This is a genomic window from Vibrio sp. 05-20-BW147, assembly GCF_013369385.1.
GTDB lineage: Bacteria > Pseudomonadota > Gammaproteobacteria > Enterobacterales > Vibrionaceae > Vibrio > Vibrio floridensis.
In genome coordinates this window covers 18,470-32,555 of record NZ_SZTO01000014.1, presented here as the reverse complement: position 1 = coordinate 32,555, position 14,086 = coordinate 18,470, and the positions used below count along the sequence as shown (strand labels likewise).

The window sequence follows — 14,086 nt, the reverse complement described above, 5'->3', positions numbered from 1 at the left end:
CTAAACCACCAAGGTGGTTGAATCTTAACACTTAGTTGACTGGTTAGACCTGACTTACAGCTTAAAGCAGTGAATGATTTGATTCGCGCTTCCCCGCCACTCCAAGCTTGGGTCCGCTTTGTCTTGCTCAAACTTACCATCTATCAATGTGTCGATGTATGGCAGTATTTGTCGTTGAGCTTCGTCAAGCTCATCAAGAGTGTATCCAGTCCAAACCCAGATGTCTTTCTCCGAGCATTCCTGTTTGACGCGCTTTACCAAACGCAAAATATCGGCAACATTTGCTGGATGCAATGGATCCCCGCCAGAGAGCGATAAACCACGGCGTTTGATACGAGTGTCATTAAGATCCGCGATGATTTGATCTTCCGCTTCTTGGGTAAACGGCACACCAGAATCTAAACGCTGCGTCGACTGATTGTAGCAACCACGACACTGATGAACACAGCCTGAAACAAACAGTGTGCATCGTGTACCCGGTCCATTAACCACGTCGACAGGATAATACTGGTGATAATTCATATTGACCTCTGGAAAAAATGAACCAACCGGATGGGGTTGGCTCATTGAACAACGAGTGAAACCTAATTCGTTACTTACAAGTGTTTCACGCGACGTTTAACTTCTTCTTGCTTACCGAAGTTAAATGGGCGCGCATCTGGACTGCCTAAGTAACCGCAAACACGACGAGTAACCGATACTTTGGATGAGTCATGGTTGCCACATTTCGGACAGGTAAAGCCTTTGCTGGCGCAATCAAACTCTCCGGTATAACCGCACTCGTAGCACTCATCAATCGGTGTATTGGTGCCGTAATAAGGGACTTTGCTGTAACTGTAATCCCATACGTTTTCTAGCGCTTCAATATTCTTTTGCATGTTAGGAAATTCGCCATAGCAGATAAAACCGCCGCTAGAAATTTCTGGATACGGCATCTCGAAATCGATCTTGTCGTATGGGTTTACTTTCTTTTCAACATCCAAATGGAAGCTGTTGGTGTAATAACCTCTGTCTGTGACGCCTTCAATCACACCAAATTCTTTGGTATCGATTCGGCAGAAGCGGCTACAAAGGTTTTCACTTGGCGTACCGTATAAACTAAAGCCATAGCCCGTTTCTTCCGTCCACGCCTCTACCGCTTTCTTCATGCGTTTAACAATATTTAACGCTTTCTCACGCAGTTCGTTGTCATCGTAAACGTGTGTTTGGTGACCAAACAGCGCGTTAATGGTTTCGTGGATGCCAATGTAACCTAACGAAATGGATGAGCGGCCATGTTTGAAAATGTCAGCAATCGGCTGGTCCGCTTTCAAACGGATACCGCAAGCACCTTCCATATAGAGGATTGGGGCCACTCGAGCTTTAACGTTTTCTAAACGACTGATGCGTGTCTCTAACGCACGGCGTGCAAGCTTCAGTTTTGAATCCAACAACGCATAGAATTTTTCTTCATCACCACCCGCTTTCAAAGCGATACGTGGCAAGTTCAAGCTGACAACACCTAGGTTATTGCGACCTTCGTGAATCAGCTCACCATTCTCTTCGTAGGTGCCTAGGAAGCTACGGCAGCCCATTGGCGTTTTGAATGATCCGGTGATCTCAACCACTTTGTCGTAGTTCAAGATATCTGGATACATACGCTTAGAAGCACACTCTAACGCCAATTGTTTAATGTCGTAGTTTGGATCGGTTGGTTTATGATTCAGACCATCTTTAATAGCGAATACCAGTTTCGGGAATACCGCTGTCTTGCGGTTCTTACCAAGGCCCGCAATACGGTTTTTCAAAATGGATTGTTGAATCAATTTCGATGCCCAACTTGTACCCAAACCAAAACCAAACGTCACAAATGGTGTTTGACCGTTCGCGGTGTGCAATGTGTTCACTTCATACTCTAGAGATTGAAACGCATCATAACATTCCTTCTCGGTACGCGATTTTGCAAAGCCGTCTGGATTATGGATATCCCACTCTTGGGCAATTTTTAAGTGCTTTTCGTAACTCGCGTTAACATACGGCTCAAGGATCTCATCAATGCGATTGATGGTGGTACCACCATAAATGTGGCTCGCCACTTGCGCGATAATTTGCGCAGTAACCGCAGTTGCGGTTGAAATTGACTTAGGCGTGTCAATTTCCGCATTACCCATTTTAAAGCCGTGAGTCAGCATGCCTTTTAGGTCAATCAGCATGCAGTTAAACATTGGGAAAAACGGCGCGTAATCGAGATCGTGATAGTGAATATCACCTTCATCATGCGCCTGAACCACATCGCGTGGCAAAATGTGCGTTTTGGCATAGTGCTTCGCCACAATACCGGCGAGTAAATCACGTTGCGTTGGGATTACCTTACCATCTTTATTGGCATTTTCGTTGATGAGGTCAACGTTGCTCTCTTCAATCAAACCTTCGATTTCTCGTGTGAGTGCGCTTTGCTTTTCACGCGCAATATCACGATCATGACGATATTCGATGTACGCACGAGCCAATGACTTGTATGGGCCTTGCATCAACTCGTTTTCTACTCGAGTTTGGATTTCGTGAATGTGAACTTCATCGTGATCTTTTAGCTGCAGCTCAACGGCTAGCGCCACATTGAGCGCATAAATAGCAATCTCTTTGTCGACATGCTCTGCGGCCGATTCTACTGCTGCTTGAATGCGATCGCGGCTAAACGGAGCCCTTGAGCCATCACGCTTGATTACGATTGGTTTCACTTTTTTCTCCTTACCCTAAGCATACTCACAGAGTTATCCACAAACACACTATATAGGGTTACTTTTTATCCGACTGACACTATATGTTGTGGCGTATTAAACGAAAAGCACTCGGTAAAAGTATTGATTTCGATCAACAAAATTCAACGATGGATTAAGATCAAATCGATCTTATTGGCGCAGATCTCAGATAAAAATAAAACGATGAAAATTGCAAAAATGTGGCGGTTTCTACTTGAAATTTTTGCAGTGCTTGTGTGATAAAGGCTGCCAAATACGAAAAGGATTTTAACCAATGTTACTACGCGTTCATGCTCTCTTTTTATTCTTCGTCACCTCTTTGCTATTTCCAATGTCACCAGTTTCAGCTCAACCGATCACCGTCACAAGTTGGAATATGGAGTGGCTTTCATCTTCACCTTCCGCTCGTGTAAAAGAAAGTCAACGTGATGATGAAGATTTCAAAAAACTTGCATACTATTTTCAAACGACAGCCACCGATCTCCTCGCCTTCCAAGAAGTCAACGACATCAACGCACTGCGGAAAGTGGTGGGCAAGGAATATCAGATTCTTCTGTCTGATCGTGCTAACCCACGTTATCAACGCTTTCAGTTTGACGACATCAATCAGTACACAGGCTTTGCCATTAGAAAAGGCCTTCCTTATCGTGACGTGGGTGATGTCCAGTTGAACAAGGGCAACAGCAAGTTACGTTTCGCTTCTTATGTCGTAATCGGCGATGGGCCACACGAAATACATGTGCTCAATGTCCACTTGAAAGCGGGATGCAGCGGCACATATAAAAGCAGCGACGCCTGCAAAACACTCAAAAACGAGGGACAAGAACTGTCCAAGTGGATTGTTGAAAGGCAAAAACTCGAACAAAGGTATATGGTGCTCGGCGATTTTAATCACAACCTCGCCCACCCCAATGACTGGTTGATGGCAGAGTTAGCGAACAAGGGAGATCTGCTGCTATTGACGGCCAAAACGGCTGCAAAGTGTAAAGTACGTTCAAAGAAAAATCCTGACCGCATTCACTCATTTCGCTCTTTGATTGATCACATTGCGGTTAGCGACGGATTAAGTGCAACCCAAGCCAATCAAACCGTGTTTTCAAGCCAAGATGTTCTTCAGTATCAGTTAAGTGATCACTGTCCAGTCTCCACCACTCTTACTCTACCGTAACCTTCGTGATGTTTAGAAACGTATAATAGCGTTGCGAACTAAAAAGAATGAGCCCCTGTTTGGGGCTCAATATCTTAACTCAACACTTTACTTTGCTACTCGACAAATCGCTTCTTCATCACTGCAAAATAGAGCACCGGTATCACTATCAGCGTGAGAATCGTCGAGACGAAGATACCAAAGATCAAACTGATCGCGAGTCCATTGAAGATGGGGTCGTCTAGTATAAATACCGCACCAATCATCGCCGCGAGTGCTGTTAGCATAATGGGTTTTGCTCGAACCGCTGCCGATTGCATCACGGCTTCCGCAAATTCGACACCTTCACCGACCTGTTGATTAATAAAATCCACCAGCAGAATGGAGTTGCGCACAATGATGCCAGCAAGTGCAATCATGCCAATCATGGACGTGGCCGTAAACTGCGCCCCCAACAGAGCATGGCCAGGCATTACACCGATAATGGTCAGTGGAATCGGTGCCATGATAATCAGCGGAACTAGATAAGACTTAAACTGCGCCACCACCAGCAAGTAGATAAGCACCATACCAACGGCATAGGCGATCCCCATATCACGGAACGTTTCATAAGTGATGGTCCACTCCCCATCCCACATAATTGAAATGCCCTGCAAACCATCAGGTTGATGAATAAAGTACTGTTCAACCGGCATTTGTTGACCAAGAGTGCTAGACAACGAGGCCATTCCATACAACGGGCTGTCGGTTTCTCCAGTCATGTCGGCGACAACCATCACCATAGGAACGAGATTCTTGTGCACGATGTAATCTTCCATCTGGCTTTGACGAACGTTGACCAACTCCGACAGCGGATACTGGTTACCCGTTTGGCTTTGCACACGGAGATTAAGCACTTGTTCTAAGCGCACTTTTGCCGACTCAGCGGCTTGGATCATCACTGGAATCGGATATTTTCCGTGCTCGACATGCAGGTAGGAGAGCGGTTTTCCACCCACCGACGTCGCAAGAGCATCGACAATCTCACTGTACGGAATCATCAGGCGAGCTGCTTTGCTACGATCGATAGTGACTTGCCATTTTTGATGAATTTCTGGCAGATACATATCGACATCAACAATGTCATCGGTTTCGCGGAAAATCTCACGCACCTGACGGGCCGCTTCTGCTCTCAGCTCAGGTGTCGGTGCATACACTTCTGCCAAAATTGGCGACCAAACTGGTGGGCCGGGCGGCACCTCTACGACTTTGACTTTTCCGCCAAATGCCTTCGCAATCTCATTTAATATTGGACGTACCGCGCTAGCGATTTCATGACTATCACGATCTCGCTCACGACGATCCAACAAATTCACTTGGATGTCTCCTTGATGAGCTTGATTGCGCAAGAAATAGTGACGCACCAAACCGTTAAAGTTCATTGGCGCAGCACTGCCTACGTAAATCTGATAGTCACTTACTTCTGGCACTTCATTGAGCGAACGAGCCATTTCAAAAAGCACTCTCTGAGTCTTTTCGAGTGAGCTCCCTTCCGGCATATCGAGCACCACTTGGAACTCCGACTTATTGTCAAAAGGCAGCATTTTTAATACCACCGCCTGCATCACGGGCAACGCTACTGATGCAGCAATGAGTCCAACAATGCCAAACAACAACAAGAGTCGGTTACGGCTTTGTGCTTTCGCCGTGATAAACGGAGACATTAGACGATGGAAAATCGAGTCTGCTTTATGAGACTCCTCATGATGGGCCGACTTAAGTAATTTTCCGGATAACCAAGGAGAGACAACAAACGCCACCGCTAGTGAAATCAGCATGCCCATTGACGCGTTGATCGGAATTGGGCTCATGTAAGGCCCCATTAATCCGGAAACGAAGGCCATTGGCAGCAGTGCGGCGATCACGGTTAACGTCGCCAAGATCGTTGGCCCCCCAACCTCATCCACCGCGACAGGGATCAACTCGGCCAGTTTTTTCTTACCCATCGACATATGACGGTGAATATTCTCTACCACGACAATCGCGTCGTCGACCAAAATACCAATCGAGAAAATCAGTGCAAACAGCGAAACTCGGTTGAGCGTAAAACCCCATGCCCAAGAAGCAAACAGGGTGATCATCAAGGTGACGATAATGGCAATTCCCACCACTAATGACTCTCGCCAACCCATCGTCAGCAATACCAATAGCACAACAGCGGTGGTTGCAAAGGCCAGCTTGCCTATCAAAGTATTACTTTTGTCTGCCGCCGTTTTACCGTAGTCCCGTGTAATCGTGACGTCAACATCATGAGGGATGAGCTGGTTTTTCAGTACCTCGAGACGCTCTTCAATATTTTTTGCCACATTGACCGCGTTTTCGCCGCCCTTTTTCGCAATCGCCATCGTCACTGCTGGGTAAATACCCTGCTTGTCACTGGTCCAAACATTGTGCGTTGGCGTATTCACGCCCAATTCAATTTCGGCGATATCTGAAAAATAGACTGGGGCTCCATCAGCAACGCCAACTACTAACTGTTTAATTTGATCCACTTGGGTCAAAAACTCGCCGATCTGCAACGGAACTTGCTGATTATCATGAGTCAGACTTAATGTCATTGAACGTTGATTCGCAGAAGGGATCGCTTGGTTAAGATGGTTTATCGTTATTCCATACGCATTCATTTTCACCGGGTCAAGACGAACATCGACGATAGACGCGTGCCCCCCTACGGTATAAATGTCGCGTGTGCCATCAATGCGTTTGAGTTCGGTTTCTAATCCATGAGCAATTTGTGTGAGTTGCTGACCGCTATATTGGCCAGATTTATCCGATAAAGTAACCGTCACTATGGGCACATCTTCAATACCGCGGGGCTTAATGATGGGCTCTCCCACCCCAACGCCTTTCGGCATCCAATCTTTATTGGAATACAGCTTGTTATAGATTCGGACAACCGCATCGTTGCGAGTGACACCAACATCAAAGATCGCCACAATCATTGCCCCATCAGGCTGGGAAAATGAGTAGATTTTATCGATGCCCTGAATTTCAGAAATGATTTGTTCCGCTGGCGTTGTCACTAAGCTTGCGACTTCTTGTGGCGATGCACCCGGAAATGGGATGTAGACATCGGCAAATGTCACGTCGATTTGAGGTTCTTCTTCTTTGGGTGTGATGATCACAGCAAATAACCCCATCAATAAGCCCACAAGCGCGAGTAATGGTGTCATTGCTGAATTTTGAAAGGCCGCGGCAATGCGACCCGATATTCCGAGTCGTGTATCCATACTATTTACCTTTCACATTGATAAGATCAGTGGTGATGCGATCGCCAATCTCTAGCCCCGATAATACTTCGAAGCCCTGTTCAAACTCTTGCCCAAGACGAATAGGATTGAGCACTGGATTGCCGTTGTCATCCAAGCGATAAACTACGCTCAACTCAGCGCGGCGAATCACGGCTTGTTTAGGGATCAGCAACAACTGACGCTCGCCATAACGGAAAGAAGTCTTCACCCATGCACCGGGTATAAAGTCAGCTTGATTCTCGGGCAAATCGAGCCGAATGGGGTAACTGTGTGAATCGGCTTCAGCGTACTGGAATAGGTTGTAAGAAACAGGGACAACAGAGAGTTGATTGGCGTTTTCAATCGTAAATTGATCCGCTGACGTAACATAGCCACGATACCGTTGTGGAATTTGTGTCTCTACACGCAGTTGCTGTAATGAAAAGCCACTCAAAAGCGGTGTGCCCGGTGCGACGGTTTCACCTAGTTCAACAAAACGTTTTGTTACCACGCCATCATATGGCGCGGTAACGCTGGTGTATCCTAGGGATTCCTTCGCTTGAGCGACCGCTGCTTCGGCCGATTTAACCATAGCGGCACTGCTACGTGCGCGAGACTCCGCAGCATCCATCTGATCTTGCGAAATAGCCCCCTTCGGCATCAGTTGCCTAAAACGCTTTACTTGCGCCTGAGCTTCCGCGTTTTGCGCTTTAGCGCTGGCCAATTGAGCCGTCGCAGAATCGAGCGCTGCAGATTGCTGAACCGCACTGATCTCTAATAAAACCGTACCTTGAGTCACAAAGTCATTCACATCGACATTCAAAGCAACGACCGTACCCGATGTTTGAGCAGCCACCGTACCTTGATTGACAGGCTGAACCGTACCATCGAGAACAATCGTCTGCGGAACGGTTTGAAGAACCGCTGTATAAATTTCTGAATGAGCCACACTAGGCAGCGTTGCGGAAACCGCGATGACCAGTGCAGTGTACTTAAGTCGTTGCATAGAAAATCTCCTTATATTCCTTACGCCAGCATAATGGGATTAAGCAAGCTCCGTTTTGACTTCTCGCTCATTTTTAAAACAAATCAGTAAGTTGGTTACACCTAACCCAAACATCATTGCGGCAAAAAACAGCACGATTTGCACATTGCCCAAGCCTAAGCTCGCAACCGCTGGCCCTGGGCAGATACCGGCTAATCCCCAACCGATACCAAAAACTGCGGCACCAGAGACAAGTCGGCCATCAATCGTTTTTTTCGTTGCTAGGCAAAATACTTCAGCATTGAGTGGTTTTTGCTGCTTTTTCACCAACAGAAAATAACCCGGCATGAAGACGGAAAGCGCACCACCCATCACAAACATCAAACTAGGATCCCAATCTCCTGCCACATCAAGAAAACCAATGACTTTGTTTGGATCTGTCATGCCAGATATGGCCATACCTAGGCCAAAAAGCAGACCTGCCAGTAGCGATGTCACTCGAAAAACAAAATTGTTCATTGTTGTACCCTAGCCAATTAAATGAGATGAAGTCTGATGAATACGGTGATCGCCGCCACCGCCATGAAAATGCATGTAGCCACGATGGATCGCTTAGATAAACGACCAATGCCACATATGCCGTGACCACTCGTACAACCATTACCAAGGCGAGTACCAATCCCCACCAATAAGCCCGCCACGATAATCAACGCACTAGAAACCTCGATGACTGGACTTACCTGAGTATTGGAGAGCGTGGCGGCCAGAACACCACCAGAAATCATGCCAATGACGAACATTAATCGCCATGCAAAATCCTTTGTCTTGGGGGTCAATAAACCCGTTAGAATGCCACTAATCCCTGCGACTTTGCCATTGAGTAACATCAAGGTTAACGCAGAGATGCCAAGTAAAATGCCTCCTGCCAACGACGTCCAAGGTACTGCAAATTCCATAAATTCCTCACTAATTAGGGGCAAAAAATAAACTGAAGGCTGCCAATTAAATGTTCAATTCTCGGGTCAGCCAAAGAGTAGAAAACTTGTTGTGATTCTTTTCTCGCCTTTACTAAGCCATGTTTACGCAGCACTGTTAGGTGTTGTGAAAATGCGGATTGACTTAAGGTTGAGCTTTGCTGTAACTGCCCTACACCAATCTCTCCTTTGGTTAACTGGCAAAGAACCATCAAACGCTCTGGGTGCGCGACTATCTTCAATAGTTCTGCCACACTTTCCGCACTGTTTCGCATCTGTTCAAGATCTATCGTTTTGTCGTGACTCATCGTTCACCCTCCGTTTCTGTATGACAAATCTTACCGTCACAATTTAATTAGTCAATTCTAATTTAGATTTTTTGAAATTAGATTAATTTCTATTAGACATTTCTAATTTAAGTGTTAAGGTATTACCAACAACAACGTGGAGAGTTCGTTATGACTGTAGAAAATGGAGTTCGCATTCTTGCGGGAAGTATGGTGCTTTTGTCATTGGCTTTAACACACTATGTGCATGAAAACTTTATCTGGTTAACGGTCTTCGTTGGGCTAAACCTCATTCAAAGCGCATTTACCGGTTTTTGCCCTGCGACATTCTTCCTAAAAAAACTTGGCCTCAAGTAACAAATTTTCACTTTCAGAGCTGATACATTTACATCACTAAATCGGTTGGCTCGAAAGTTCATAAAGTTAAGGTTTTGTAGATATGACTAAGATTGTAATTGTTGGTGGTGTCGCGGGAGGTGCTTCTGCTGCTGCTCGTGCTCGTCGTTTAAGTGAAGATGCACAAATTATCATGTTTGAACGTGGTCCTTTCGTTTCATTTGCCAACTGTGGTTTGCCTTACCATATCGGTGGCGATATCAAAGAGCGCAGTAAACTGTTGTTGCAAACCCCCGAGAGCTTTCTTGCTCGATTTAACGTTGATGTGCGCGTTATGAACGAAATTACTGCTATCAATCGTCTGGATAAAAGTGTCACAGTGAAAAACTTGATCGATGGTAGCGAATACCAAGAGAGTTATGATTTTTTACTGCTTAGCCCAGGCGCAGGCCCAGTAGTGCCACCGATTCCTGGTGTGAACAACCCACTCACACACTCCCTGCGCAATATTCCAGATATGGATAAGATCATCCAAACAATCCAACATAACAATGTTGAACATGCAACAGTTGTTGGCGGAGGCTTTATCGGCTTAGAGATGATGGAAGCCTTCCATCAGCTTGGCATTAAAACCACTCTGCTTGAGCTTGCAGACCAAGTGATGACGCCGGTAGACCGCGAAATGGCGGGGTTCGCCCATGCCGAGATTCGGGCTAAAGGCATTGACTTACGCCTAGGTACCGCTCTCTCAAGTGTCGAATACATCTCTACTGATGAGCAAGATACATCTGGACATCTGGAACTAAGCCTAAGTACCGGCGATAAACTCAACACCGATATTCTGATCATGGCGATTGGTGTGCGTCCTGAGACTAAATTAGCAAAAGAAGCAGGACTTCAAATTGGTGAATTAGGTGGTATTTACACCAACGAAATGATGCAAACCAGCGATCCTAGTATCTATGCCGTCGGTGATGCGGTCGAAGAAAAAGATTTTGTCACAGGTACACAAACTTTGGTTCCGCTTGCTGGGCCTGCTAACCGTCAAGGCCGCATGGCGGCAGACAATATGCTTGGTCGCAATGCAACCTATCAAGGTACGCAGGGAACGGCCATCTGTAAGATCTTCGACCTCGCCGTTGCCTCAACGGGTAAAAATGAGAAACAACTGAAGCGCGATGGTATTGATTACGAAAAAGTGTATGTCCACACTGCCAGCCACGCGAGCTACTATCCAGGTGCTGAGATTGTCTCGTTCAAAATGTTATTCGATCCTAAAACAGGAAAGATCTTTGGGGCGCAAGCGGTGGGTAAAGATGGTGTGGATAAACGCATTGATGTGATGGCGGTTGCCCAACGTGCTGGCATGACTGTCGAGCAGTTGCAGCATCTTGAACTTACTTACGCTCCGCCATTTGGCAGCGCCAAAGATGTGATCAACCAAGCTGCCTTCGTTGCAAATAACATCATTAAGGGTGATGCCACTCCGATTCACTTTGAGGAGATGGACTCACTCACTGATAACCAAGTACTGCTGGACGTGCGTAATCCTGGTGAGCTTGAAAACGTCGGTTTTATTAAGGATGCGATCAACATTCCTGTAGACCAATTACGCCATCGTATGAACGAACTACCAAAAGACAAAGAGATCATCATTTACTGCCAAGTCGGGTTACGCGGTAACGTAGCATATCGTCAGCTGGTGAATAATGGTTTTAAAGCGCGAAATCTCATTGGTGGTTACCGCACCTATCAGTTCGCGAAAGCATAACAACACTGCATTTTTGTTTTGGAGCACTTAACGTGCTCCTTTTTTCTATCTAGACAATATCATCGAATCGACCTGAGCCTAATGGACTTTAGCAAACTTTACGCAGTCGCTGTCCCATAAACCCTGCTCTTGAAACACGCGACAGGCACTCACCGTGTGGCTTTTGGCTCGTTAACTTAGTTGCTGAGTTCAAGCAATAACACGGCGCTTAATATTGGTCACTCTTTCTAAACGATGCTTGTGCTAGCATCTCTACTAAACGATTATTTGGGGTAAACATATGTCTTCTGATCGCAACGGATCCAGTTCAAACTATGCACGCAAAGAAGCGGGTTATAGAGAAAAAGCACTAAAACTCTATCCTTGGGTATGCGGCCGGTGCGCAAGAGAATTTGTTTACTCAAATTTACGCGAACTTACCGTTCACCACAAAGACCACGACCATACAAATAACCCCGAAGATGGCAGCAACTGGGAGTTGTTATGTCTCTATTGCCACGATCATGAGCATAGCAAATACCTAGAACATGAACGCTATGGCAGTGAAGTAACGCCTAGTGAAGATGAACACAAAGTCGCCACATACAACCCGTTTGCTGATTTAGCGAAGATGATAAAAAAGTGAACGGAAAGCACTGTTCTCAGCCGTTTTAAGCTCATTCAGTGAGATAGGTGGGTTCTTGATACATATAGGTATATCTATATTTCGACCTCCATTAAGTAAAAGGCCTAACCCGATGGCTAGACCTTTATCTCATCTTAAATCGAACAACGGCTGTCGCTGTTAAGTACCTAGCGCTTAATCTCGTGTACGTTGACGAGAGTGGCAGTGTTCAATCGCTTTTTGCAACATCTCTAAAGCACTGTGAGGACATTCCGGTAGTGCAGCATCGCTCTCACCGATTGGTTCAACTCGCTTGCCCCACTTCACAAGGCCTGCCCCCCAAGTTAAGCCAGCGCCAAACGCCGCCAACAGAATATTGTCACCCGGCTTAATATGGCCTTGTTCTACCGCCTCACAGATGGCAATAGGCACGGTCGCTGCAGAGGTGTTGCCGTATTTTTGAATGTTGACGAATGCTTTGCTCTGGTCGATGCCAGAAAGATCACACAAGGTTTGGATGATACGAATGTTAGCCTGATGAGGGATGACTACATCAATGTCATCTTTGCTTAGCCCAGCGTGGCCAAGCACGTGTGCAGCCGCACTACCCATGCCTTTTACCGCACGCTTAAAAATCTCTTTACCAACAAAGTTAAAATCCCAGTGGCCATTATCAGCAGCGAAACGATCCATCGAAGTACCGAACTTCGGTACAGAAAGGATATCGCGTCCCTGAGCGTCACAGCTAATTTTCGCCGATTGTAGTCCAACGGGTTCTTCTGAACGCGAAAGAACGACGGCACCAGCACCATCACCAAACAACACCGCGGTATCGCGCATTGCCCAGTCGATGTAGAAAGAAAGACGCTCTGCACCAATCACCAAAGCATGACGATAGGCACCGGACTGAATAAGACGCGTACCCGTTTCTAAGCCGTAAACAAACCCTGTACACGCAGCATTTAAGTCGAAAGCTGCCGCTGACTCGATCTCCAAATTCTTTTGTACTAAAGACGCGATATTCGGAATCAAAGAATCTGGAGAACAAGTCGCAACAATAATTAAATCAATATCTTTCGCTTCAACACCCGCTCTCGCTAAGGCTTGTTTTGCTGCAACGGTAGCAAGTTCAGACGTGTTCACATGGCTGATTCGACGATTCTCGATACCCGTGCGAGTGCGGATCCATTCATCCGAAGTTTCTAGAAATGTGCTGAGATCGTCATTTGACAGGATTGCTGGTGGTAGACATTTTCCCCACCCGGTAATTTCCGCGTAATAAGTTGTCATCTTAGACCTATTTATTGTTGTTTTTGAGTATTGTGACCATGTTATCTGGTCAATGAATGACGAAAGTATACGCCTAATCGGCGGATCTGGTAAGTCCAGTTTTCCATTCGGTATTGAACTGCAGGTCTTTCACCCTCATATAAGACGAAAGACAAAAAATAAGAGGAAGTTAAGCCATGTCGACCTTTCATTCTCGTTGCCCATCTTGTGGTGGTTTGAACCGTTTGCCGTCAGAGCGCGTTTCTGAACATCCTACCTGTGGCAAATGTAAAACAGAACTTTTAGATGGTGCACCTATTGAAGGTACCAATGATAATTTTACTCACTTGCTGCAAAGTAACGTGCCTGTCGTGGTTGATTTTTGGGCGCCGTGGTGCAATCCCTGCGTTGGGTTCGCTCCGGTGTTTCAAGATGTCGCTGCAGAACGCAAGGGGAAAGTTCGCTTTGTGAAAATTAATACTGAAGTCGAACAACAACTGGCCGCACAGTATCAGATCAGGAGCATTCCAACCGTGATGGTGTTTAAACAGGGAAAACGTGTTGATGTGGTCAACGGAGCACTGCCAAAAGGCCAATTTGATCAATGGCTTAATCAAGCACTGTTAAAATAACCCATTTGCCAGACAAATGTCGTGTTTGTCTGGCAACTCATTAGCCTACCCAATAGGTTCCTTTCGCTCATTAC

At 46.1% G+C, this 14,086-nt stretch carries 13 protein-coding genes; 5 read left to right on the top strand and 8 right to left on the bottom strand.

Translation table 11 applies throughout. The features are described from left to right. Positions 1–54: 54 nt before the first annotated feature. Positions 55–522, bottom strand: coding sequence for an anaerobic ribonucleoside-triphosphate reductase-activating protein (nrdG, locus tag FC652_RS13715; protein ID WP_130267728.1), 468 nt, complete (start codon positions 520–522; stop codon positions 55–57). A gap of 74 nt (positions 523–596) precedes the next feature. Then, positions 597–2,717, bottom strand: a complete 2,121-nt coding sequence (nrdD, locus tag FC652_RS13710) for an anaerobic ribonucleoside-triphosphate reductase (RefSeq protein WP_176299032.1) — start codon at positions 2,715–2,717, stop codon at positions 597–599. 352 nt (positions 2,718–3,069) lie between these two features. Here nrdD and FC652_RS13705 point away from each other — a divergent pair, with 352 nt between their 5' ends. Further along, the gene (locus FC652_RS13705; protein ID WP_176299130.1) at positions 3,070–3,906 is read left to right on the top strand and encodes an endonuclease/exonuclease/phosphatase family protein; all 837 of its coding nucleotides are present in this window, start codon (positions 3,070–3,072) and stop codon (positions 3,904–3,906) included. A gap of 95 nt (positions 3,907–4,001) precedes the next feature. Here the strand turns inward: FC652_RS13705 and FC652_RS13700 are convergent, their stop codons facing one another. The 5 genes from FC652_RS13700 to FC652_RS13680 are packed head-to-tail and all read right to left on the bottom strand — an operon-like array spanning position 4,002 to position 9,421. Next, positions 4,002–7,154 (bottom strand): efflux RND transporter permease subunit, encoded by a 3,153-nt coding sequence (locus FC652_RS13700; protein ID WP_176299031.1) that lies wholly within the window; start codon positions 7,152–7,154, stop codon positions 4,002–4,004. Between the two features lies 1 nt (position 7,155). Beyond that, positions 7,156–8,160, bottom strand: a complete 1,005-nt coding sequence (locus FC652_RS13695; protein ID WP_176299030.1) for an efflux RND transporter periplasmic adaptor subunit — start codon at positions 8,158–8,160, stop codon at positions 7,156–7,158. Between the two features lie 39 nt (positions 8,161–8,199). Continuing rightward, positions 8,200–8,658 (bottom strand): YeeE/YedE family protein, encoded by a 459-nt coding sequence (locus tag FC652_RS13690; RefSeq protein ID WP_176299029.1) that lies wholly within the window; start codon positions 8,656–8,658, stop codon positions 8,200–8,202. A 17-nt stretch (positions 8,659–8,675) separates the two neighbouring features. Beyond that, the gene (locus FC652_RS13685; RefSeq protein WP_176299028.1) at positions 8,676–9,095 is read right to left on the bottom strand and encodes a YeeE/YedE family protein; all 420 of its coding nucleotides are present in this window, start codon (positions 9,093–9,095) and stop codon (positions 8,676–8,678) included. Between the two features lie 14 nt (positions 9,096–9,109). After that, positions 9,110–9,421 carry a helix-turn-helix transcriptional regulator gene (locus FC652_RS13680; protein WP_176299027.1) on the bottom strand — a complete coding sequence of 104 codons (312 nt, stop codon included), beginning with the start codon at positions 9,419–9,421 and terminating at the stop codon, positions 9,110–9,112. A gap of 150 nt (positions 9,422–9,571) precedes the next feature. Here FC652_RS13680 and FC652_RS13675 point away from each other — a divergent pair, with 150 nt between their 5' ends. The 3 genes from FC652_RS13675 (at position 9,572) to FC652_RS13665 (ending at position 12,132) form a co-directional block, all read left to right on the top strand. Further along, on the top strand, positions 9,572–9,757 hold the full coding sequence (locus FC652_RS13675; protein ID WP_176299026.1) for a DUF2892 domain-containing protein: 186 nt from the start codon (positions 9,572–9,574) through the stop codon (positions 9,755–9,757). 82 nt (positions 9,758–9,839) lie between these two features. Continuing rightward, on the top strand, positions 9,840–11,507 hold the full coding sequence (locus FC652_RS13670) for an FAD-dependent oxidoreductase (RefSeq protein WP_176299025.1): 1,668 nt from the start codon (positions 9,840–9,842) through the stop codon (positions 11,505–11,507). Between the two features lie 280 nt (positions 11,508–11,787). After that, on the top strand, positions 11,788–12,132 hold the full coding sequence (locus FC652_RS13665) for a YajD family HNH nuclease (RefSeq protein ID WP_176299024.1): 345 nt from the start codon (positions 11,788–11,790) through the stop codon (positions 12,130–12,132). 174 nt (positions 12,133–12,306) lie between these two features. Here the strand turns inward: FC652_RS13665 and FC652_RS13660 are convergent, their stop codons facing one another. Next, positions 12,307–13,401 (bottom strand): ketoacyl-ACP synthase III, encoded by a 1,095-nt coding sequence (locus FC652_RS13660; protein WP_176299023.1) that lies wholly within the window; start codon positions 13,399–13,401, stop codon positions 12,307–12,309. A gap of 176 nt (positions 13,402–13,577) precedes the next feature. Here FC652_RS13660 and trxC point away from each other — a divergent pair, with 176 nt between their 5' ends. Then, positions 13,578–14,012: a thioredoxin TrxC gene (gene trxC, locus FC652_RS13655; RefSeq protein WP_176299022.1), complete on the top strand. Its 435-nt coding sequence runs from the start codon at positions 13,578–13,580 to the stop codon at positions 14,010–14,012. Positions 14,013–14,086 lie beyond the last annotated feature (74 nt).

What these genes read in the sequence shown, in the direction of transcription:
- FC652_RS13705 (WP_176299130.1), top strand. Translation starts at nt 3,070, where the DNA reads ATGTCACCAGTTTCAGCTCAACCGATCACCGTCACAAGTTGGAATATG.
- FC652_RS13700 (WP_176299031.1), bottom strand. Translation starts at nt 7,154, where the DNA reads ATGGATACACGACTCGGAATATCGGGTCGCATTGCCGCGGCCTTTCAA.
- FC652_RS13665 (WP_176299024.1), top strand. Translation starts at nt 11,788, where the DNA reads ATGTCTTCTGATCGCAACGGATCCAGTTCAAACTATGCACGCAAAGAA.
- nrdG (WP_130267728.1), bottom strand. Translation starts at nt 522, where the DNA reads ATGAATTATCACCAGTATTATCCTGTCGACGTGGTTAATGGACCGGGT.
- FC652_RS13660 (WP_176299023.1), bottom strand. Translation starts at nt 13,401, where the DNA reads ATGACAACTTATTACGCGGAAATTACCGGGTGGGGAAAATGTCTACCA.
- FC652_RS13680 (WP_176299027.1), bottom strand. Translation starts at nt 9,421, where the DNA reads ATGAGTCACGACAAAACGATAGATCTTGAACAGATGCGAAACAGTGCG.
- FC652_RS13675 (WP_176299026.1), top strand. Translation starts at nt 9,572, where the DNA reads ATGACTGTAGAAAATGGAGTTCGCATTCTTGCGGGAAGTATGGTGCTT.
- FC652_RS13670 (WP_176299025.1), top strand. Translation starts at nt 9,840, where the DNA reads ATGACTAAGATTGTAATTGTTGGTGGTGTCGCGGGAGGTGCTTCTGCT.
- trxC (WP_176299022.1), top strand. Translation starts at nt 13,578, where the DNA reads ATGTCGACCTTTCATTCTCGTTGCCCATCTTGTGGTGGTTTGAACCGT.
- FC652_RS13690 (WP_176299029.1), bottom strand. Translation starts at nt 8,658, where the DNA reads ATGAACAATTTTGTTTTTCGAGTGACATCGCTACTGGCAGGTCTGCTT.
- FC652_RS13685 (WP_176299028.1), bottom strand. Translation starts at nt 9,095, where the DNA reads ATGGAATTTGCAGTACCTTGGACGTCGTTGGCAGGAGGCATTTTACTT.
- FC652_RS13695 (WP_176299030.1), bottom strand. Translation starts at nt 8,160, where the DNA reads ATGCAACGACTTAAGTACACTGCACTGGTCATCGCGGTTTCCGCAACG.